Origin of the sequence: Pseudomonas gingeri (assembly GCF_013386115.1) — a bacterium.
GTDB classification, from domain to species: Bacteria; Pseudomonadota; Gammaproteobacteria; order Pseudomonadales; family Pseudomonadaceae; genus Aquipseudomonas; species Aquipseudomonas gingeri.
Map to the genome: position 1 here is coordinate 296,896 of NZ_JACAOR010000007.1, position 22,053 is coordinate 318,948.

General features: G+C 63.2%; 20 protein-coding genes. 11 read left to right on the forward strand and 9 right to left on the reverse strand.

Annotation, left to right across the window (positions count from 1 at the left end):
* Positions 1-141 precede the first annotated feature (141 nt).
* Complete coding sequence (locus tag HX881_RS13695) at positions 142-588, forward strand: type II 3-dehydroquinate dehydratase (protein WP_177084994.1); 447 nt, start codon at positions 142-144, stop codon at positions 586-588.
* Positions 589-609: 21 nt separating this feature from the next.
* Here HX881_RS13695 and HX881_RS13700 read toward each other — a convergent pair whose 3' ends face one another.
* The 6 genes from HX881_RS13700 to HX881_RS13725 all read right to left on the reverse strand — a co-directional run bounded on the left by HX881_RS13700 (position 610) and on the right by HX881_RS13725 (position 4,797).
* Positions 610-1,500 carry a pseudouridine synthase gene (locus tag HX881_RS13700; RefSeq protein WP_177084996.1) on the reverse strand — a complete coding sequence of 297 codons (891 nt, stop codon included), beginning with the start codon at positions 1,498-1,500 and terminating at the stop codon, positions 610-612.
* 80 nt (positions 1,501-1,580) lie between these two features.
* Complete coding sequence (locus HX881_RS13705; protein ID WP_017125898.1) at positions 1,581-1,913, reverse strand: hypothetical protein; 333 nt, start codon at positions 1,911-1,913, stop codon at positions 1,581-1,583.
* 150 nt (positions 1,914-2,063) lie between these two features.
* Positions 2,064-2,249, reverse strand: coding sequence for a hypothetical protein (locus tag HX881_RS13710; RefSeq protein WP_244861828.1), 186 nt, complete (start codon positions 2,247-2,249; stop codon positions 2,064-2,066).
* A gap of 162 nt (positions 2,250-2,411) precedes the next feature.
* The gene (locus tag HX881_RS13715; protein ID WP_177084998.1) at positions 2,412-2,648 is read right to left on the reverse strand and encodes a glutaredoxin family protein; all 237 of its coding nucleotides are present in this window, start codon (positions 2,646-2,648) and stop codon (positions 2,412-2,414) included.
* 66 nt (positions 2,649-2,714) lie between these two features.
* Positions 2,715-3,686 carry an acyltransferase family protein gene (locus HX881_RS13720; RefSeq protein WP_177084999.1) on the reverse strand — a complete coding sequence of 324 codons (972 nt, stop codon included), beginning with the start codon at positions 3,684-3,686 and terminating at the stop codon, positions 2,715-2,717.
* Positions 3,679-4,797, reverse strand: coding sequence for an acyltransferase family protein (locus HX881_RS13725; protein ID WP_017125894.1), 1,119 nt, complete (start codon positions 4,795-4,797; stop codon positions 3,679-3,681). Before HX881_RS13725 ends, HX881_RS13720 begins: the two co-directional genes overlap by 8 nt.
* Positions 4,798-4,974: 177 nt before the next feature.
* Here HX881_RS13725 and HX881_RS13730 point away from each other — a divergent pair, with 177 nt between their 5' ends.
* A complete protein-coding gene (locus tag HX881_RS13730) occupies positions 4,975-6,930 on the forward strand; it encodes a monovalent cation:proton antiporter-2 (CPA2) family protein (protein ID WP_177085002.1) in 1,956 nt (651 codons plus the stop codon).
* Position 6,931: 1 nt separating this feature from the next.
* Here HX881_RS13730 and HX881_RS13735 read toward each other — a convergent pair whose 3' ends face one another.
* On the reverse strand, positions 6,932-8,140 hold the full coding sequence (locus HX881_RS13735; RefSeq protein ID WP_042935257.1) for an ammonium transporter: 1,209 nt from the start codon (positions 8,138-8,140) through the stop codon (positions 6,932-6,934).
* Between the two features lie 341 nt (positions 8,141-8,481).
* Between HX881_RS13735 and HX881_RS13740 the strand changes: the two genes are divergently transcribed.
* From HX881_RS13740 to HX881_RS13780, 9 genes are all read left to right on the forward strand, one after another.
* Complete coding sequence (locus tag HX881_RS13740) at positions 8,482-8,796, forward strand: ElaB/YgaM/YqjD family protein (protein WP_017125891.1); 315 nt, start codon at positions 8,482-8,484, stop codon at positions 8,794-8,796.
* 2 nt (positions 8,797-8,798) lie between these two features.
* Complete coding sequence (locus HX881_RS13745; RefSeq protein WP_017125890.1) at positions 8,799-9,176, forward strand: phage holin family protein; 378 nt, start codon at positions 8,799-8,801, stop codon at positions 9,174-9,176.
* Positions 9,173-9,514, forward strand: a complete 342-nt coding sequence (locus tag HX881_RS13750) for a hypothetical protein (RefSeq protein ID WP_017125889.1) — start codon at positions 9,173-9,175, stop codon at positions 9,512-9,514. The genes HX881_RS13745 and HX881_RS13750 overlap by 4 nt, the downstream gene beginning before the upstream one ends.
* 132 nt (positions 9,515-9,646) lie before the next feature.
* Positions 9,647-10,810: an EAL domain-containing protein gene (locus HX881_RS13755; protein ID WP_017125888.1), complete on the forward strand. Its 1,164-nt coding sequence runs from the start codon at positions 9,647-9,649 to the stop codon at positions 10,808-10,810.
* A gap of 69 nt (positions 10,811-10,879) precedes the next feature.
* Positions 10,880-12,211: a deoxyguanosinetriphosphate triphosphohydrolase gene (locus HX881_RS13760; RefSeq protein WP_017125887.1), complete on the forward strand. Its 1,332-nt coding sequence runs from the start codon at positions 10,880-10,882 to the stop codon at positions 12,209-12,211.
* 265 nt (positions 12,212-12,476) lie between these two features.
* Positions 12,477-12,893 carry a response regulator gene (locus HX881_RS13765; protein ID WP_017125886.1) on the forward strand — a complete coding sequence of 139 codons (417 nt, stop codon included), beginning with the start codon at positions 12,477-12,479 and terminating at the stop codon, positions 12,891-12,893.
* Positions 12,894-13,202: 309 nt separating this feature from the next.
* Entirely contained in the window at positions 13,203-13,832 is a 630-nt protein-coding gene (locus HX881_RS13770; RefSeq protein WP_042935256.1) for a response regulator transcription factor, read from the forward strand.
* 8 nt (positions 13,833-13,840) lie between these two features.
* Positions 13,841-17,524: a transporter substrate-binding domain-containing protein gene (locus tag HX881_RS13775; RefSeq protein ID WP_177085004.1), complete on the forward strand. Its 3,684-nt coding sequence runs from the start codon at positions 13,841-13,843 to the stop codon at positions 17,522-17,524.
* Between the two features lie 144 nt (positions 17,525-17,668).
* Positions 17,669-20,617: an HD domain-containing phosphohydrolase gene (locus HX881_RS13780; RefSeq protein WP_177085006.1), complete on the forward strand. Its 2,949-nt coding sequence runs from the start codon at positions 17,669-17,671 to the stop codon at positions 20,615-20,617.
* Positions 20,618-20,624: 7 nt separating this feature from the next.
* On the opposite strand, the gene HX881_RS13785 is transcribed toward HX881_RS13780, so the two are convergent.
* Both HX881_RS13785 and HX881_RS13790 read right to left on the reverse strand, forming a co-directional pair.
* Positions 20,625-21,107 carry a GAF domain-containing protein gene (locus tag HX881_RS13785; RefSeq protein ID WP_017125882.1) on the reverse strand — a complete coding sequence of 161 codons (483 nt, stop codon included), beginning with the start codon at positions 21,105-21,107 and terminating at the stop codon, positions 20,625-20,627.
* Entirely contained in the window at positions 21,104-21,994 is an 891-nt protein-coding gene (locus HX881_RS13790) for an ATP-binding protein (RefSeq protein ID WP_042935253.1), read from the reverse strand. Before HX881_RS13790 ends, HX881_RS13785 begins: the two co-directional genes overlap by 4 nt.
* Between the last annotated feature and the right edge of the window lie 59 nt (positions 21,995-22,053).

Sequence of the window (22,053 nt, forward strand, 5' to 3'; positions counted from 1 at the left end):
AGCCCGCCCTGTGCGGGCTTTGTCGTTTCCGACGACCAGAAGGCCGTCGGCAGGCGCAACCCGGCGCCGACGCCTATTCTATGGAGAACCCTGTCCAGGCCTTGTGTCCTTGCGCAAAGGGGCCCCTACGAGAGGCGAACCATGAAAGTCCTCATGCTCCACGGCATCAACCACAATCTGTTCGGCAAGCGCGAACCGATCCGCTATGGCGGGATCACGCTGGAGCAGATCGACGCCCGTTTGCTGAACCTGGCCAGGGAACTGCAGGTCGACGTCGCCAGCTACCAGACCAACAACGAAGGGGCGATGTGCGCCCGCATCGAACGAGGCGCCAGCGAGCATGTCGACGCCGTGCTGATCAATGCCGGGGCCTGGGCCCACAGCAGCTACGATATCCGCGATGCCCTGGCGCGCCTGAAGGTCCCGGTGGTGGAACTGCACATGGCGAATATCCACGGCCGCGAGACCCTGCACCATCCCTCGGTGCTGGCCGAAGTGAGCGTGGGGCAGATCTGCGGGTTCGGCGTCGACAGCTACCTGCTGGGCCTGCGCGCGGTGGTCGGCGCGGCCCACGCCATGCCGGACTGAACCCGGTTCACCCGCGCCGATTCACCAGTGCAGGATGATTTCGCTCTCGAAATGACGCTCCTGCCCACTGACCGGATCGATGAAACGCAAGGCCTGGGCCAGCAGCTTGAGCGGATTGGCGTAGTCGTCCTCGACGTCCTTGAGCACCTGTGGATAAAACGGGTCGTTGCAGATTCCCGCGCCCAGGGCAGCCATGTGCACCCGCAACTGGTGTTTCTTGCCGGTCACCGGGTACAGGGCATAACGCCACAGACCGTCGTTCCGCTCGACCACTTCGATGGCTGTCTCGGTGTTGCTGGCGCCCTCGCCTTCGCGCATGCGGAAGAATGGCTCGCCCTCCACCAGGCGACTCTTGTGGACCCGCGGAAAGGACAGTTCGGGCAAGGCACGGGCAATCGCCTCGTAGCGCTTCTCGATCCGGCGGGTCGGAAACAGCGACTGGTAAGCCGAACGGCTCTCGGGATTGGCCGAAAACAGCACCAGCCCGGCGGTATGCCGGTCGATCCGGTGCAGCGGCACCAGGTTGGGGTTGTCCAGCCGGCGGATCAGCCGGCGCAGCAAGGTTTGCTCGACATATTCGCCGGCCGGGGTCACCGGCAGGAAATGCGGTTTGTCGGCCACCACCAGGTGCTCGTCCGCGTAGAGGATCGTCTCCGTGACCGGAATCGGCGTCTCGTTCGGCACTTCGCGAAAGTAATGAATCTTCAGGCCTTCGCGATAGGCCAGCTGTGCCGTGATCGGCCGGCCCTCGGCATCGAGCACCCGGCCCCGGGCAATGCGGTCGAGCCACTGCTCGCGACCGATGGCCTGGAAGTGCTCGCACAGGCACTCCAGCACGGTGGACCAGGCACCCGGTGGCAGGTACAGGGTGCTGGCCTGGTTTTCGGCGGCGTTGAAAGGCAAAGCGGACATGACGGGGCTCGAACGGTTGGCTAGGCCGGCATTATCCGGCAAGACCCGGGCGCCCCGTCAATCAATCGCGCCGCCAGACCTCAGCCGGCCGCCAGCTGGCTCTTCACCAGGGTCGCGCCGGCCGCCTCGGTGTAGTCCTTCAGCCAGCGCAACACATCCACCGCTTCCCAGCGCCCCGGATCGTACAGCGCATAGAGCAATCCCTGGTACCCCACCACATCCAGCTGGCGGTGATAGCCCGCCCGCTGGAACAACGCCTCGATTTCCGCGAAGCAGGTGTTGAAATGCAGCTTGTTGAACGGCGTCTTGCCCTCCGTCACCAGCCCATCGAGGCGCAACTCCAGCACCGCTTCGCGGACGACATCCGCGGACATGCGGTTCACGCTGGCTTTCAATTGTTCGACGTTGACCATGCTTTTACCCTCTTGATCTTTCCTGGTTTCGTCCCTGGGTGCGCATGTCATGGTGGACATCCTGTCCCAACACCGAGACGAAAACTGTATGAATATACAGTAACTGAATTTTTCGTAATCCGCCAACGGATTACCGGCCGCACACTGCGGTCATGATTCCCTGGGATGGACCTTTCCATAGACGTTGCCGCCGATGAACGAACCCACCGTGCCCAGGATCACCATGGCATAGGTTGCACCATCAATCTTTCCATACCATGTCAAGGTCGCGGTGCTTACACCTACCACCAATGTCGCGAGAAATTTGCGTCCGCCCAATTGGTTGACCAGCAACACTTGCCTCCCTTTCATCTCACTTCCTCCCTGCACCACCGAACGTGCTGCATCAAAACGTCATGACGCGACGTAAGCACAGGCGTTTTGCGGGTGCAAGCTCAGGCAATTTGATGAAACAGAAGGGTCGGGACAGCGTTGATCGCGGGGATTCAGGGGAAGGATTCAGCGCACAAAGGCCACGACCTGCTCGGCATCGAAAGGCCAACCGAGCTCCGCGCCGTTATCCGCCCGGCGCAACACCGGAATCCGCAGGCTGTAGGTCTCGAACAGCTCTTCGCTGTCGGCGATGTCCACCAGTTCGACCATCAGGCCGTGTTCGACCAGCGGCATCAGCACCGCTTCGGCGACTTCACAGAGATGGCAACCCAGGGTGCCGAACAATTGGCATTCAGGAAGCATGGCAAAGGGTCCGGGACATGATGAAGGTTCATTCTAGGCCCGTCGCCCGGGGCAGTCGAGCCGGCCTCAGAGAATGAACCGCGCGCGCCGGCTGGCGAGGATCAGCAGCGGCGCCGCGAGGAAGGCCAGGACCAGGACCACGGCGGTCAGGGTGTTGCCGTACGCCAACCCCATCGACAGTGCCCCGTAGAGAAACAGCGGGTGCACGTAGTAGAGAGCCGAGGACAGCTTGGCGTTGAGAGTGCTGGTGGACGCCCGGAAAAACACGAACGGCAGCAGGAACAGTGCCGGTGTGGTCAAGGGCAACGACACCAGGAAATCGAAGTTCTGCCGGGCATCGGCCTGATGCGAGTAATTCAGCCAGGCCTCGCCCAGCACCAGCACCAGGCCGACGGTGAATGCCCCGCAGACCTGCCCCCGCGTGACCTTTTCCGGCACCCCGTGGCGGGCCAGCGCAAACCCCAGGGCCATGAACGGAAAGCCCATGAACAGGAAGTTGCGGGCGGTATAGTCGTTCTGGTTGAAGTGCTGGAGAAAGGCATTGGGCAATTCGAAATAGACCCGCGCATATTGCAGCACCAGGCCCACCGTGAATGCCCCCAGCGCCAGCACCATCAGCAGGCCCGTTGGCCGTTGGCGCAACAGGTAGAGGATCAGCCCGCCGCCGAGCATGCCCACCAGGTACCAGAGGTGGAAATAACCGATCACGAACTGCTTGAGGATCGCCAGCACCCCGCCGACACTGCCCAGGGCGGCGAAACTCGTGTAGGTCGGGCTGTAGACCAGCATCCAGAACAGGTACAGCAGCAGGCCGCGCTTGAACCAGAGCGCGAACGAGTGGCCGCGGGCAAGGGTCTGCCACAGGTAATAGCCGTTGATGACAAAAAAGGTCGGCACCGCCACCCGGAACAGGCCGTTGCACAGCACATAGCCCGGCGCCGTGTAGTTGCCGCCCATGAAATGGCAGTGCAGCACCACGACGAATACCGCCAGCAGGACTTTCAGCGCATCCAGGTTGCCGTTGAGGGCTTTAGCCATCGTTCTTCACCTGTCGTCCCGCGGCATCGGTCTGCTGGCGCGATGTCGCGCCGCGGAACCGGCGCTTGCAGTAGCTCGTCGCGCGGTCGAGTACCGGCTTTTCAAAGAACGAGTAGCCGACCCAGCCGTAGCACAGCACTGCGACCATCATCAGTATCAGGAACAGCAGGTTGTCCAGCAGGCTCCCCGGCCAGTTGCCGATCACCAGCCAGGCGCGGCCGATCACCCCGAGTACCAGCAAGTGCGACAGATAGATCGTGTAGGACATGTCGCCGGTAAACACCAGGGGCTGTGGAAAACGAATCAGCTGGCGTCGTTCCAGCAGCACCAGTGACAGGGTCAGGGCACCGAATACCAGGCCGACCGCGAGCATCCGCACCAGCCCTTCGCTGAAGAACAACTGGTAGTGGTAGATCAGCGGAAAACCCACCAGCAGGCTCGCGGCGAACATCAGCCAGACCACCGCCGTCGGCACCCGCGCGCTGTGCCGGCCATAGAAGAACAGGGCCAGCGCACTGCCGACGATGAATTCCAGCGCATAGGGATGCAGCACGATCTTCAGCGCCGGCGAATAGTCCTGCCAGGAGTCCAGCAGGTTGAACAGCACCAGCGCCAGCGCCCATATCGCCAGCAGGACGGGCAGCCAGCGCTCGCGCAAGGCCAGCAGCAGGCTGAACACCAGGTAGAACCACAATTCGAACACCAGCGACCAGGCCACCATCACCAGCAGCACGCGCTCGTTGGGCAGCAGCAGGAACGACATCAGCAGGTTCGAGCCGCCATGGGAGCTGTTGACCAGCGTCGGCGACAACAGATAGACCACCAGGGTGATAAAGAAATACAGCCAGTAGTTGGGGTAGATCCGCGACACCCGGTTGAACAGGAAACGCTGGACCTGGACCTTGTCCTGGAAGCGTCCACGGGTGACGATCACCATGACGAAACCGCTGATGACAAAAAACAGATCGACGCCCAACTGGAAGAAGTCCACCAGCGCCGGCAGCAACGCATCGCCACCGGAGTACTTGAGCTCCACCGCCGCCATGTGAAACAGCACCACCCCCAATACTGCCGCGCCCCTCAGGCCCTGCAGAGAATACAGACGCTCCATACTCCTCTCCGTCGTCTACTCGCTGAAAGGACGCCTCCCCCTGGCATTCCGAAGTTGAGCATAGCGAACCGTGCCAAATATGAGACATTGCTTTGAAACGATGACCGCCATCAATCGATGCCCTGCCCGCCTGCATGATGCTGGCGGCTTTTTTGTCGGTCCTGACCGGAGACGCTTGTGTTTGCCAATCTGTTGATCATCCTCGCCTCGTCACTGGTGGTGATTGCGCTGTTCCGGCGCCTGCAACTGCCACCGGTGCTGGGCTACCTGTGCGTCGGCCTGCTGGTCGGCCCAACCGCCTTCGGCTGGGTCAACGACAACGAGAACCTGCCGGACCTGGCCGAGCTGGGCGTGGTGTTCCTGCTGTTTTCCCTGGGGCTGGAGTTCTCCCTGTCGAAAATGCTCGCCCTGCGCCGCGTGGTATTCGGCCTCGGCAGCCTGCAGGTGGCCTGTACCGGTGCGGCGCTGGGCGGCCTGCTGGTGTTCTTCGGCATGCCGCTGGTGGCGGCGCTGATGCTCGGCGCCGGCCTCGCCCTGTCCTCAACGGCAATCGTCAGCAAGGAGCTGACCAGTCTCGGCGAGATCTTCAGCAGCCACGGTCAGAACGCGATCGGCGTGCTGCTGTTCCAGGATGTGATCGCGGTCCTGCTGCTGACCCTGGTCCCGGTGTTCGCCGGCAGCAGCGACCAGGCCTGGTACTGGGCGCTGCCGATCACCCTGGGGAAAACCCTGGTGCTGTTCGTCGGCCTGCTGCTGGCCAGCCGCTGGCTGCTGCCACGGCTGTTCCATGAGGTCGCCGCATCGCACTCGGCGGAACTGTTTGTCCTGCTGGCGCTGGTGATCGTCCTGCTGACCGCCTGGCTGACCCACCTGCTGGGGCTTTCGCCGGCCCTGGGGGCGTTCCTTGCCGGCATGCTGCTGGGGGAAAGCCACTACCGCCACCAGATCGAAGCCGATATCCGGCCGTTCCGCGACATCCTGCTGGGGGTGTTCTTCGTCAGCATCGGCATGCTGATCGACCTGCAACTGTTCGCCGACCACGGCCTGCTGATTCTCGGCCTGACCCTGGCCTTGCTGCTGATCAAGGGCGCGATCGTGGCGCTGCTGGTCAGGTTGCGCGGCAGCGATGCGGAAACCGCCTGGCGCAGCGGCCTGGCCCTGGCCCAGGGCGGTGAATTCTGCTTTGCGCTGATGGCCCAGATGCAGCAGAACAAGCTGATGCCGGCTGATATCAGCGGCCTGCTGCTGGCCGCGACCTTCTGCTCCATGGTCCTCACCCCACTGCTGCTGCGGGCCGCCCCGCGTATCGCCGCCCGGCTGCACCGCAAGCCGAACCAGGAGGCCCGGCTCGAGGAGATCAGCGCGCTGAACGCAGAACTGCACGGGCACGTGGTGATCTGCGGCTACGGGCGCGTCGGCCAGTCCATCGGGCGTTTCCTGCGCCGGGAACAGCAAAGCTTCGTCGCCCTCGACGACGACCCGGTACGGGTGCGCGAGGCGGCGGCCGGTGAAAGCTGCGTGCACTACGGCGACTCACGTCGTGGCGACCTGCTGGCCGCCGTCGGCCTCGAACGGGCGCGGCTGCTGGTGATCGCCGTGGACAAGACCGATATCGCCATGCTGGTCCTCAAGGCCGCCCGCCACTTGAATACGACAGTACCGATCCTGGTCAGGACCCGTGACGACAGTCAGCTCGCCGAGCTGAAGGCCGCCGGTGCCAACGAAGTGGTCCCGGAACTGCTGGAGTCGAGCCTGATGCTCGCCTCCCACGCGCTGATCATGCTCGGGGTTGCCGAGCCGCAGGTGCAGGCCCGGGTCAATGAGGTCCGGCACACCCGCTACAAGCTGCTGCGCGGTTTCTATCACGGCGCGCAGACCAACCTGCTCGGCACCCAGGGCCAGCCCAAGGTGCTGATGCACGCGGTGAACCTGGCCGTCGACGCCCATGCCTGCGGCCAGTCGATCAATACCCTGGAGCTCGAACAACTGGGCGTCGAGGTCCAGGGCCTGCAGCGCGCCGGCAAGGAACTCGAGGTGGACGGCGATACCGCCCTGCACGCCGGGGATACCGTGCTGATGTCCGGGACACTGGCCGCCATCGAAGCGTGCGAGGCACGCCTGCTCGGGGGCTGAATCAGTCCTGGCTGACCGCGCCGATCTTGTGTATCGACAGATCGGCGCCGTAGTACTCTTCTTCCTGGCTCAGGCGCAGGCCATGCACCGCCTTGATCGCGCCGTACACGGCAAAACCGCCGATCAGCGCGACCGCCACGCCCGACAGCGTGCCGATCAACTGGCTGATCAGGCTGACACCGCCCAACCCGCCCAACGCCTGCTGGCCGAAGATCCCGCAGGCCACCCCGCCCCACACGCCGCACAGGCCGTGCAGCGGCCAGACACCCAGGACATCGTCGATCTTCCACTTGCTCTGGGTGGCGATAAAGCACCAGACAAACAACCCGCCGGCCACCGCCCCCGTCACCAGCGCACCCACCGGATGCATCAGGTCGGAACCGGCACATATCGCCACCAGCCCGGCCAATGGCCCGTTGTGCAGGAAGCCCGGGTCGTTGCGACCGATGATCAGCGCCGCCACCGTGCCGCCGACCATCGCCATCAGCGAGTTGACCGCCACCAGGCCGCTGACGCCTTGCAGGGTCTGCGCACTCATCACGTTGAAGCCGAACCAGCCGACGATCAGGATCCATGACCCCAGGGCCAGGAACGGGATGCTCGATGGCGCGAACGCCACCAGTCGTCCATCGCGGTAACGCCCCTGGCGCGGCCCGAGCAGCAGGACCGCCGCCAGCGCCAGCCAGCCGCCCATGGCGTGCACCACCACCGAGCCGGCGAAGTCATGGAAGCTCGCCCCGAAGCGTTCCAGCAACCAGGCCTGCAGGCCGAAATTGCCATTCCAGACCACGCCCTCGAAGAAGGGATAGACGAATGCCACGATCAGCGCCGTGGCGCACAATTGCGGGGCAAACCGTGCACGCTCGGCGATCCCGCCGGAAATGATCGCGGGAATGGCCGCGGCGAACGTCAGCAGGAAGAAGAATTTCACCAGCCCATAGCCATGATCGCCACTGATCTGCGCCGCCGGGTGCAGAAAGCTCACGCCGTAGGAGATCCAGTAACCGATGAAGAAATAGGCCAGGGTCGAGATGGCGAAATCGCTGAGGATCTTCGACAGCGCATTCACCTGGTTTTTCTGGCGTACGGTGCCGACTTCGAGAAAGGCAAAACCGGCGTGCATGGCCAGGACCATGACCGCGCCGATCAGGATGAACAGGGTATTGGAGCCATGGACCAGAGTGTCCACAGCGCTTTGCAAATTTTCCATGGAGACGGCAGACCTGAAGTCAGGGAAAAGCACCAAAGCTGTTCAACGCGCCCGTTTTTCGCACTCTATTGGCGCAATCGGCGACTGGCGGCGAACCGCTTTGGCGCAGGGCGAAGAACAGGGTCAGGGACCACTTCGGTTTTTTCCGCGTATTTTGATTATTTAGGGTAAGGTTTTCGCGGGTTCCCGCCGATCGACGCCCAGATACGGCGCACGCATCGGCAACAACGCACCAGCACATAGCAAAACCTGTACCAGCCGATCGCAGTGAACCTTCGCCCACGGCCTGTACTCGAACCTGTCACACGCCTTTCACAACGCCTCTCAAGGAGAAGAACACCATGGTCAGCAAAACGGCAAAGACTGCTCAGGAAATACTGATGGCGGATTTTCAGACCCTGGTCAGCGACACGGAACGTCTGCTCGAACATACCGCGACCCTGGCCGGCGACCAGGCTGACGAGCTGCGCGCGCAGATTCACGACAGCCTGTTGAAGGCCCGGGAGACCCTGCAACTGACCGAGGCGTCCCTGCGCGAGCGCGGCCAGGCCGCCGTGGTGGCGACCGAGGACTATGTCCAGGCCAATCCCTGGCAGTCCGTCGGCATCGCCGCCGGGATCGGCTTCCTGATCGGCCTGCTGGCCACGCGGCGCTGATCATGGCGAGCGATGAAGCGGGCAGCACCCGCTCCTCCACGCGCCGCCTGGGCGCCGCCTTCCTCGGCCTGCTGCACAGCCATGTCGAGCTGTTCGGCATCGAACTGCAGGAACAGAAGGCCCGCACCGTCAGCCTGCTGCTGTTCGCCGGACTGGCGCTGGTGTTCGCCCTGCTGCTGTTGATCGGCCTTTCGGCACTGGTGCTGATCCTGGTCTGGGACACCTATCGCCTGACCGGCATCATCGGCCTGTGCGCCTTCTACACGCTGGCGGCACTGTTTTGTGGCCTGCGCCTGAAGGCGGCGATCTTCGATGAGTCCTCTCCCTTCCACGCCACGCTCGAAGAGCTGGCCAACGACCGCGAGCGACTGCTGCCATGAGTGCCCCCGAACTGAAACAGAACAGCTCGCGCCGGGAAATGCGCAAGGCGCTGATTCGCCTGCGCATGGAAATGCACCGCCAGGAAATCCGCCATGAGTCCGGGCAGTTGCTGCAACCACTGCAACGCATGCGCGGCCTGGGCCAGAACTGGCAGGACAATCTCGGTATCAAGCACGCCCCGCTATGGGGGATCGGCGTGGTCACCCTGCTGGGCTTTCTCGGCGGCAAGGGCGCCAAGGGCAGCGGCCTCAATGGCCTGTCCCGCCTGATCCGCCTGGGCACCAGCCTGCTTCCGCTGATCAGGCTGGCACTGCAAGGCTCATCCGGCAAACGCTGATCCCGGCGAATCTGGCTGCATTCTTGCAGTAGCAATGGATCGAACGCGAACCGACGGCGGTTTTCCGTGGTTCGCGCCATTCCACCCTGCCCGTGTGCCAGCCAGCCCCACAACACCGACCAAGGAGGCTCCGTGATCGACGGGCAACCGCTCGCCTGCTTTCAGCCCTTTATCGATACCGCCACCGGACGCATCGCCGGCGTCGAGGCGCTTGGCCGACTGCGCCAGGCCGATGGGCAACTGACCTCCGTGGGACCGCTGTTCGCCGACCCGCGCACGCCGTCCGCGGCCTTGCGTCGCCTCGACCGACAGATCCGCGACAACGCCCTGAGCCGCCTGCACGAAGCCCCCGCGGAGTGGTTCCTGAGTCTCAACATGTCCCCCCGCTGGATCAGCCGCCTGAGCAGTGGCCAGGCCCTGCCGAGCCTGAAACAACTGCAGCAGCACGGTGTCGACCCACGGCGTATCGTCTTTGAAATCACCGAATTGAGCGGTGACAGCTCGCGCCTCTCGGAAGCGGTCAGCCGCTATCGCGAAGCCGGCGCGCGGATCGCCATCGATGATTTCGGTGCCGGGTATTCGCAACTGGATCGGGTCCTGGCCCTGCAGCCGGATATTCTCAAGCTCGATATGCGCCTGTTCCAGGCGGCCGCCCGTGGCGGACCGAGCAGCGAAGTGGTCAAGGCCCTGGCGCAGATGGCGGAAAAGACCGGCTGCTGGATCATCGCCGAAGGGGTGGAAACCGAAGCCGAGCTGAATTTCGCCCTGGAGTGCGGTTCACGCTACGTGCAGGGCTATCTGTTTGCCAGGGCCGAACTGGACTTTTTCCCCAGCGATGCCTTCGTCGCGCGGTTCGCCGAATTGCGTGAACGCTATGTACAGAAAAAACTCGCCGAGCGGGCCCGACTGATGAGCCTGCGCCTGCAACTGGGCGAGCTGATGGGCATCCTCCAGGCCTGGGCCCAGGCCCAGGCGCCGATCAGCCAGTTGCCGCAACTCGACAGTTATCCCTGGCTGCTGCGCTTTTACCAATGCGACCGGCACGGCACGCAACTGACGCCGAACCTGGAGTGGCGCAACCATGCCTGGCACGCCGACAGCAGCTACCTGGGCCACAACTGGTCATGGCGCCCGTACTTCTATCACCTGCTGGCCGAAGGCTGGGATGAACGCCGCCTGACCCTGTCCAGCACCTACCGCGATGCCACCAGCAACCAGTATTGCCTGACCGCCGGACAGTTCTTCGACAACGGCCAGCGTCTGCTGCTGATCGATATCGACGCCGCCGGCTTGTAGTTTTTGCTTGCAGGCGCGCCGCCTAACCGGGAAGCTGGTGGTTCAATCACCCGACGGAGAGAACGCGCCTTGGATTGGCAAACCCTGCTCAACCGCGAACGCCTGGGAAAGCCCCTGCACAGCCCGCAAGAGCTGGGACGCAGCCCTTTCCACAAAGACCATGACCGTATCATCTTCTCCGGAGCCTTCCGGCGCCTGGGGCGCAAGACCCAGGTGCACCCGGTGTCGAGCAACGACCATATCCACACCCGCCTGACCCACTCGCTGGAAGTCAGTTGCGTCGGTCGCTCCCTCGGCATGCGCGTCGGCGAAACCCTGCGCGGCGCCCTGCCCGACTGGTGCGAGCCGAGCGACCTGGGCATGGTCGTGCAATCGGCCTGCCTGGCCCACGACATCGGCAACCCGCCCTTCGGCCATTCCGGCGAGGATGCGATCCGCCACTGGTTCCAGCAGGCGGCCGGGCGTGGCTGGCTGGACGACATGAGCGTCGCCGAGCGTGCCGACTTCCTCAATTTCGAAGGCAACGCCCAGGGTTTCCGGGTGCTGACCCAGCTGGAATACCACCAGTTCGACGGCGGTACCCGCCTGACCTACGCAACCCTCGGCACCTACCTCAAGTACCCCTGGACCGCCCGGCACGCCGATTCCCTGGGTTACAAGAAGCACAAGTTCGGCTGCTACCAGAGCGAATTGCCGATCCTCGAACAGATCACCCAGAAGCTCGGCCTGCCGCAGCTGGAAGAACAGCGCTGGGCGCGGCATCCGCTGGTCTACCTGATGGAGGCCGCCGATGACATCTGCTACGCCCTGATCGACCTCGAGGACGGCCTGGAGATGGATCTGCTGAACTACGCGGAAGTCGAGTCGCTGCTGCTCGGGCTGGTGGGCGACGACCTGCCGGAAACCTACCGGCAACTGGGTCCGCAGGACTCGCGGCGGCGCAAGCTGGCGATCCTGCGCGGCAAGGCCATCGAGCACCTGACCAACGCCGCTGCCAGGGCCTTTGTCGAACAGCAGGACGCCTTGCTCGCCGGGACCCTGTCGGGCGACCTGGTGGAACACATGCACGGGCCGGCCAAGCGCTGCGTGCTCAACGCGAAGGACATCGCGCGCAAGAAGATCTTCCAGGACAAGCGCAAGACGCTCCACGAGATCGGTGCCTACACCACCCTGGAAATCCTCCTGAACGCGTTCTGCGGCGCCGCGTTGGAGCAGCATGGCGGCCGTACGCCGTCGTTCAAGCACCGGCGGATCCTCGACCTGCTCGGCAACAATGCACCTCACCCGGACTGGCCGCTGCACACCTCGTTCCTGCGCATGATCGACTTCATCGCCGGGATGACCGACAGCTACGCCAGCGAAATGGCCCGGGAAATGACCGGCCGCTCCAGTCCCCAGTGATCCCGCGGGCCCGCTGGCGCCAAGCCGGCGGGCCCGCGAGCGAACAGCGATGCCCGCGTCCCACACGGAGAAAGCCTACATTTGCCCCGGAATCACCTGATGGAGACTATGTTGGACCCGCTGAAATAATCCATTCCCTCTTAGTCTGCCACCCGGACTCAATCCGACCCCTCGCTCAACAAGCGCCCGACTTCAGGCCCACCCCCCTGTTCCACGCCTGCTCCTGAAGCCTTGTTCGAAGTAGGTAGTTCGCCTGGAAAATCGCATGTCCAAACAAAACCTGCGTGTATTGCTGGTGGAGGATCATCCCTTTCAACTGGCCGCGACACAGAGCCTGCTCAACAGCTACGGCTACCATCTCCTCACCCCGACCTCAAACGCAGCCGAAGCCCTGACGGCCATGGAGGCCTCGCCGGCGCCCTTCGACCTCATGCTCTGCGACCAGTGCCTGCCCGACCTGCTGGGACTCGAATTGATCCAGACCGCCAATCAGCGCGGCAAGATCAAACAGGCGATCCTGCTCAGCAGTCTCAGCCTCGAAGAGCTCCAGGTGCTCAGCGAAGCGGCCGTGTCGCGCAATATCCCCTTGCTGGGCTGCCTGACCAAACCCCTCAATGGCCTCGCGCTGAAAAACATATTGGCGTTTGAAAGGCAGCGGATGACGAAAAATCATTCAGCGTGAGGAAAACACTTCAGTCATGCCGCCAAGGTACACAATCCAAGTACATAAATATTACAAATACCGATCCACCTATCTGTAGGATACTTCCTAAGAATCTATAAAAAACCACAAACACTAAACCAACATTCATAACCAAAAAATCTAAAAGGTCGCGCACTTCCACCTTTGGCTTGCCAAGAGCGTAAGTCAACAGCCTAATTAAAGTAGGAATATTCCTATACAGCTTCTGTAGGCGCCTCTATTCATGCGCCTCGGGGTGCAACTGAGCTAATGTGCGCGCTTTCTACGAAGCTCGTATGGGATTTTATTATGAACTCGGTTTTTATCGTCGACGACCACCCCGTTGTCCGCCTTGCCATCAGGATATTGTTGGAACAGGAAGATTGTTATGAAATAGTTGGCGAGACGGACAATGGCGTCGATGCGATGCAGATGGTGCGCGAATGCATGCCGGACCTGGTCATTCTCGATGTCAGCATTCCCAAGCTGGATGGGCTGGAAGTCCTGGCCCGCCTGGACGGAATGAACCTCTCGCTGAAAACGCTGGTATTGACCGGACAGTCGCCCTCGCTCTTTGCCATTCGCTGCATGCAATCGGGAGCCGCCGGGTATGTCTGCAAGACGGAAGACTTGAGCGAATTGATGAGCGCGGTGAAAGCGGTATTATCCGGCTACAATTACTTCCCTAGCCAGGCGTTGATCGGTGGACGAAAAGATGAAGCGACAAATCCGGAAATGGAACTTTTCAAACTGGTGAACGACCGGGAACTGATGGTATTGCAACTGTTCGCCCAAGGGCGGACGAACAAGGAAATCGCCAAGGGCATGTTCCTCAGTAACAAGACCGTCAGTACCTACAAGAAACGCCTGATGCAAAAACTGAAAGCCAAATCCCTGGTAGAGCTGATCGAAATGGCCAAACGCAACGCGGTAGTGTGAGAAAACGGATGCCCACGCGCTTAAAGGATTATCTGGCAATCATCACGGGAATGTTCCTGTGCCTGTCAGCGCTTGCAGAAACCGGCGATGTCACCCACTTCGCCCTGCTCAGCCGTTCGAGCAGCGGCCATCTCGAGGTACGGTTCGACAAGGAACAACGCCGCTGGATCGAGGACCACCGCACGCTGGTGCTGGGCACCTCGGCCCCGGACTATCCGCCGTTCGACATGACGGTCAGCGGGCGTGACTACGAGGGCATCACGGCGGACTACGCGGGTATTCTCGCCAGGGCCATGGGCCTGCCCGTCAAGGTACAGAGCTTTGCAACCCGCGAAGCGGCAATCCAGGCCCTCGAGGACGGCAAGATCGACCTGCTCGGGAGTGCCAATGGCTTCGAAGCCGTCAACAAGAACATCGCACTGTCCATCCCCTATGCCGTCGACCAGCCGGTACTGGTCACCCGCGAGGGCGAGACCCGCTCACTGACCGACGGCCTGGCCGGCATGCGCCTGAGCATGGTCTACCACTACCTGCCGCTGGATGAAATCAAGACGCTGTATCCCGACGCGATCATCCAGTTCTACCCCTCCTACCTGAATGCCATCAATGCGGTTGCCTTCGATCAGGCCGATGTCTTCCTGGGCGATACCATTTCCACCCACTACCTGATCAACAAGGGCTACCTGCGCAATGTGAAAATGGCCAATTTCGGCAAGCACGAAGCCTACGGCTTCAGTTTTGCCGTACGGGGCGACAACCCGCTGCTGCTGGGCATCCTCAACAGCATCCTGCAGGCCATCCCCACCGGCGAACGCGAGAGCATCGCCCAACGCTGGAGCGCTGGCAGCGATATCCTGCTGACCGACCACAAGCTGCAACTGACCAACCGCGAGGAACAGTGGCTCAAGGCCAATCCGCTGGTGCGGGTGGTGGTCAACGAGGCCCTCGCGCCCGTTACCTTCTTCGATGCCGATGGCAACTTTCGCGGGGTGACGGCCGACCTGCTGGAACTGATCCGCCTGCGCACCGGCTTGCGCTTCGAAATACAGAAGTCCCGCAGCCTGGACGACATGATCGGCCGCATCGGCAGCGGCAAGGCCGACGTCATTGCCGCCATCAGCCCGACCAATACGCGGGAAAACCTCCTGCACTTCAGCCGCCCCTACATGGAGAACTCCTTCGTCCTGCTCACGGCGAAAGGCAAGGACAGCCCCGGCAACCTCGACCAGATGCAAGGCAAGCGCCTGGCCATCACCCGCGGCAACCCGCTGACCGACTACCTGCGCAACGACTTCCCGCAGATCCGCCTGGTGGAAACCGATGACAGCCTCAAGGCGGTCGAACTGCTCGCCCAGGGTCAGGTGGAAGGCGCAGTGGGCTCGCTGGTGATCGCCAATTACCTGATTGCCTCGCAGGTGTTCGAAGACAAGCTGCAGATCAGCGCCACCATCGGCACCCAGCAGGCGGTCTTCGCCCTGGCCACCGCACGCGGCGCCACCGAACTGGGCTCGATCCTGGACAAGGCACTGCTGAGCATCGCGCCTGACGAACTGGGCATCGTCAACAGCCGCTGGCGCGGCTACACGCCGGCTTCCGACAGCTACTGGCGCAACTATCATCGCCTGATCATCCAGGTCGTCATCGGCGCCAGCGTGCTGTTGCTGCTGTCGCTGACCTGGAACGCCTACATGCGCCGCCAGATCCGCCAGCGCCAACTGGCGGAGCGGGCCCTGAGCGACCAGTTCGAATTCATGCGGGCCCTGGTCAATGGCACCCCGCACCCGATCTACGTGCGCGACCGCCAGGGCCTACTGCAGACCTGCAACGACAGCTACCTGGAGGCATTCTCGGCGAAGCTCGAAGATGTCGTCGGCAAAAGCGTGCAGGACGGCGCGCGGGCCCTTGGCAACGAGCAGGAGGCCGACGAGTACCAGGCCGACTACCTGCGGGTCATCGACGAAGGCACGCCGCTGATCTGTGATCGCACCCTGCATATCGGCGGGCGGGAACTGGCCATCTACCACTGGATCCTGCCCTACCGCAACTCCCTGGGTGACGTGCAGGGGATCATCGGCGGCTGGATCGATATCAGCGAACGACGCCAGTTGTTCGAGGAACTGCGCTCGGCCAAGGAACAGGCGGACGACGCCAACCGGGCCAAGAGCACCTTCCTGGCAACCATGAGCCATGAGATACGCACGCCGATGAATGCGGTGATCGGCATGCTCGAACTGACCCTCAGGCGCGCGGACCAGGGCCATCTCGACCGCCCCGCCATCGAGGTCGCCTACAACTCGGCCAAGGACCTGCTGGAACTGATCGGCGACATCCTCGATATCGCCCGCATCGAATCCGGCCGCCTCAGCCTGTCCCCGGAACGCGTCAACCTGACCGAACTGGTGGACTCGGTCGCCCGTGTGTTCGATGGCCTGGCCCGACAGAAAAGCCTGAGCCTGGTGATGCTGGCGCCGACACAGAACCGCCCGTGCGACGTGCTGGTCGATCCGCTGCGCTTCAAGCAGATCCTGTCCAACCTGATCAGCAACGCGATCAAGTTCACCGAGCAGGGACAGATCAGCATCGGCCTGAACATCCAGCCTGCCGCGGATCCGCAACAGGTCGACGTGCAACTGCGGGTCGAAGACACCGGCATCGGCATCAGCCACGCCGACCAGGTGCGTCTGTTCCAGCCGTTTGCCCAGGCCGACAACTCCGGGCACCTGGCCCGCAGCGGTGCCGGGCTTGGCCTGGTGATCTGTCGCAGTCTCTGTGAAATGATGGGCGGCACCCTGACCCTCTCCAGCGTCCCCGGCCAGGGCACCCAGGTCACGGTGTCACTCAAGCTCGGCTGCCTGGAGCCGATCCAGGGCGTGATCGAGCGTGAGCCGGAGATCCCTCCGGCCCTGCATGAACTGAATGTGCTGGTAGTCGACGATCATCCCGCCAATCGCTTGTTGATGTGCCAGCAACTGGGCTTTCTCGGGCATCGATTCAGCACCGAGCAGAACGGTGCGACCGGCTTGCAGGCCTGGAAGGACGGCCACTTCGACCTGGTCATCGTCGACTGCAACATGCCCGTGATGAACGGTTATGAGCTGACTCGTCGCCTGCGTGAACACGAAGCCGCACAGGCCCGGCCGCGTTGCACGGTGCTCGGCTTCACCGCCAATGCCCAGCCGGAAGAGCGCACCCGCTGCCTGCAGGCCGGGATGGATGATTGCCTGTTCAAGCCGATCAGCCTGACCGCACTGAACAAGAAGCTGGCCGACCTGCGCCCGCTGCCCTTCGATCCCCCCTTCAGCATCGAAGGCCTGAACGCCCTGACCGGCGGCGAACCGCTGCTGGTGCGACGGCTGATGGACGAATTGCTCAACAGTTGCCGCAACGATCGCGACGAATTGATCGCACTGCCGCTGCAGTCCGGCCCCGGCGCGTTCATGGACATGGCCCACAAGATCAGGGGCGCGGCCCGGATCATCCAGGCCCGGACCCTGGTCGAGCGTTGTGAACACCTGGAGAAAGCCTGCGAGCAGAACGTTTCCGCGAATGTGATCGACAACGCCAGGGCAGCGATCCTCGAAGCCATGTCAGCCCTGGAGGCTGCCTTGCAACAGCACCTGGCCCGACTGCCGGAAAAAAATCCCGGCCAGGAGAGTTCCCCCCACCAGACAAAACCCTCTGAAATGGAGTAAAAAACACCCAGGGCGGAGCATTGTCCGTGCACAGTCCCCCCCTCTCGGCAGGACCCACGACAAACGAGACCGCCCGATCTTCGGCGAACCGTTGCCCGCCTGGACGCTGAGCAAGTGCACCGCATCACCAAGGAGACAGTTGCGATGCCCAGTTCAATGCCCGCCCCCAGGCGCCGGTTCCCCCTGCACATCCACATCAGCATCCTGTTCACCTGCCTGCTCTTGCTCACCGGCGCGCTGCTGGGGGTGTTCAACTACCAGCAAACCACCCGCATCATCCTTTCCAGCAGCGACAAACTCTTCGGCAGGATCCAGGACGACGTCCAGCTGGACCTGCAAAACACCTACCAGCCGATTCGCCACCTGCTGAGCCTGCTGGCCATCGACAGCCGCAACCAGGCCTCCGACCTGCAACAGCGCCTGGCCTTGCTCAAGCCGTTCACCCAGGCCCTCAACGACAATCCCGACCTCGCCTCGCTGTACCTGGGTTACACCAGCGGCGACTTTTTCATGGTCCGGCCATTGCGCGATCCGCTCCTGCGCGCCTACGTCAAGGCCCCGGACACGGCGGCCTTCCAGGTCTGGAGCATCGAACGCAATACCGCGGACGGCAGCCTGCAATCGCAGTCGCTGTTCTACGACGCCAACCTCGCGCTGATCAGCCGTCAGGAGAATCCCGAGGAAATCTACGATCCCCGTACGCGCTCCTGGTTCGACAGCGCCCTGGAGGGCGAAGGCCAGATCACCACCGAACCCTATGTGTTTTTCTCGACGCACAACGTCGGTACCACCCTTGCCCGACGCAGCGCCTCGACCGTGGTGGTGGCCGCGGACCTGACCCTGGCGGAGTTGTCCGCGACCCTGGGCAAGCACAAGGTCACCCCCGACACCGAAATCGTCCTGTTCGATGACCAGGACAACGCGGTGGCCTACCCCGACTACAACCGCCTGACCCACCAGGGCGGCAGCCAACTGGCGAAAGTCGCGGACCTGAGCCCGGTGTTGCAGCGTTTCATGGACCCGGCGACCCGACCCGGCAATCACTTCAGCACCCTGGACCGACGCTGGATCGTGGCTCGCAGCAATCTCTCGGAGGGTGGTCCCAGCGGCCTGCACCTGGCCCTGCTGGTCCCGGAAGACCAACTGCTCGAAGACGCCTACCGGATCCGCTGGCAAGGGGCACTGCTGACCCTGGCCACGCTCCTGCTGTGCCTGCCACTGGGCTGGTTGACCTCCAGACTCCTGGTCAAGCCCCTGCGGGCGCTGGTGCGGGAGGCCGATGCGATCCGCAGCTTCGATTTCAACTACCCCGCCACTCCGAACTCGCCGGTCCTGGAAGTCGACCAACTGACGGTGTCGATGACCCGCATGAAAGGCACCCTGGCCAGTTTTTTCGAGATATCCGCCAGCCTCTCGGCGGAAACCCGCTTCGAACAGTTGTTGCAGCGTGTGCTCAACGAAACCATGAAGATCGGCCAGGCCCGCGCGGGCCTGTTGTACCTGCTCAACGCGGAGAACCAGCGACTTGAGCCGCAGGGCCTGATCATCGATGGCGAGCAGCACGACCCACGGCACTTCGCCATTCGCAGCGATGCCGTGACGGATAGCCGACGCGAAGCCTGGCTGAGTCGACTCGACAGCCACGACAGTACCGTCGCGACCCTGGGCTTCGAGCAGGCCGCCGACCTGCAGAAGGTCATGCTCGCCCTGGAAGCGCCGAGCGTCCACCTGATCGGCGTTCGCCTGCACAATCGCCACGGTGAAACCGTCGGGGTCCTGGCCTTGCTGCTGCCCGACAGCGGCACCGAGGCCGACCTGGAAAACCTCAAGCCCGACCGGATCGCCTTTATCAGCGCCGTCTCGGGCGCGGCGGCGGCCTGTATCGAGAGCCAGCATCTGCAGGTGCGGCAGAAACAGCTGCTCGACGCGTTCATCCAGTTGCTCGCGGGGGCCATCGACGCCAAGAGTCCCTACACCGGCGGTCATTGCCAGCGTGTGCCGGTCCTGACCCTGATGCTGGCCGAAGCCGCCGCGGCCAGCGAACAGGCGCCGTTCAAGGACTACCAGCCCTCACCGGACGAGTGGGAGGCGCTGCATGTGGCGTCCTGGCTGCACGATTGCGGCAAGGTCACCACGCCGGAGTACGTGGTCGACAAGGCCACCAAGCTGGAAACCCTCTACGACCGCATCCACGAAATACGCACCCGTTTCGAAGTGCTCAAGCGCGACGCCTGGATCGACTACTGGCAGGCCCGGGCAAACGGCGGCGACGAACAGGCGCTCGCCGCCACCCGCGATGCCAACCTGAGCAGCCTGGATGCCGACTTTGCCTTTGTCGCCCGCTGCAACCTGGGTGGCGAGGCCATGGCCGAGGCCGACCTGGAACGCCTGCGCGGCATCGCCCGACGTACCTGGACACGGACCCTGGACGATCGCCTGGGCGTGTCCTGGGAAGAAAACCGGCGCCAGGAAAACAGTCCCGCCGCGCCCTTGCCCGCCACCGAGCACCTGCTGGCCGACAAGCCCGAGCACCTGTTCGAACGCAGCGCCGCCGAACAGATGCCCGCCGACAACCCCTGGGGTTTCCAGCTGGATGTACCGGCCCACAAGTTCAACCGCGGCGAGCTGTACAACCTGAGCATTCCCCGCGGCACCCTGACCCGCGAGGAGCGCTATATCGTCAACCATCACATGGTGCAGACCATCATGATGCTCAGCCACCTGCCCTTTCCCCGCCATCTGTCCACGGTCGCGGAAATCGCCGGCGGCCATCACGAGAAGATGGACGGCAGCGGTTATCCGAAACGCTTGAGGCGCGAGCAGATGAGCCTGCCGGCAAGAATGATGGCGATTGCCGATATCTTCGAGGCACTGACTGCGGCGGACCGTCCCTACAAGAAGGCCAAGCCGCTGAGCGAGGCGCTGGGCATCATGGCCGGCATGTGCCGCGGTGCCCATATCGATCCGGAACTGTTCGAGCTGTTCATGCGCGAAGAAATCTACCTGCAGTACGCCAACCGCTACCTGCAACCCCAGCAGATCGATGAAATCGATGTCCCGGGGTTGCTGGCCAAGGCCGGGCTCACGGCGTGAGTGCGGTTCAGCAGTCGGTCAGGCGCAGGAAAATCGCCGCCAGTCCCTCGATGCCCGCCTGATCTTCCGGGGTGAAGCGGGCCAGGCGCGGGCTGTCGAGGTCGAGCACGCCGATCAGCTTGCCGTCCTTGACCAGCGGCACCACCAGTTCGCTGTTCGACGCGCTGTCACAGGCGATATGCCCGGCGAACGCGTGCACGTCCTCGACCCGCTGGGTCTGCAGGCTGGCCGCCGCCGCGCCGCAGACGCCACGACCGAAGGGAATCCGCACGCAGGCGATCTGCCCCTGGAACGGCCCGAGCACCAGTTCCTCGTTGCGATTGAGGTAGAAGCCGGCCCAGTTCAGGTCGTCCAGCTGGTTGAACAGGAACGCCGAGAACTGCGCCGCGTTGGCGATGAAATCGCGCTCGTCCGCCAGCAACGACTCCAGTTGCGCACAGAGCAGCCCGTAGCCGTCCAGACCCGCGCCGGCCTTTTGCAAATCGATCATGGTGCCTGCTCCAGTAATTTCAATCCGACCCAGTAACGCGCGAACTGATAGGCGCAACGACCGTTGCGGTTGCCGCGCCCGGTGGCCCAACGCACCGCCTGAATGTCCAGTTCCTCGTCACGCTGCCACTTCAGCCCGGCCTTGAGCGCCAGTTCGCCGATCCAGTGCTCGACCACACTGAGGAAATGCTCCTGGGTGAACGGGTAGAACGACAGCCACAAGCCGAACCGGTCGGAGAGCGCGATCTTGTCCTCGACCGCTTCGCTGGGGTGCAGCTCGCCGTCGACCCGCTTCCAGTTCTCGTTGTCGCTTTCCTTCTCCGGGACCAGGTGCCGGCGGTTCGATGTGGCGTACAGCAGCACATTGTCCGGGGCCTGCTCCAGCGAGCCGTCGAGCACGCTCTTGAGCACCCGGTAGTCGCCTTCGCCGGACTCGAACGAGAGGTCGTCGCAGAACAGCACGAAACGCTGTGGCAACTTCATCAGTTGTTCCACCACCCGCGGCAGGTCCGCCAGGTGATCGCGCTCGATCTCGATCAGGCGCAGGCCGGCACCGGCATGTTCTGCCAGCAAGGCGCGGACCAGCGATGACTTGCCAGTGCCCCGCGATCCCCAGAGCAGCGCATGGTTGGCCGGCAGGCCGTCGATGAACTGCCGGGTGTTGCGGGCCAGTTGCTCGCGTTGCTTGTCGACACCGATCAGGTCGGACAGGCGCATGTCCAGGCTGACCTCCAGCGGCAACAGGTAGCCGGTACGGCCTTCACGCTGCCAGCGGGCCGCCAGGCAACGATCCCAGTCGATCACCTGGCGCGTGGCGGGCAGCAGGGGTTCCAGGCGGGAGAGAAACGCATCGGCGCGTTCCAGAAAGGCATTCAATCGAGCATCCACGACTTTTCCTCAGGCAAGTTCACACTCATGATGTCGCGTCGGCGCCCTCGGGCGCGTCA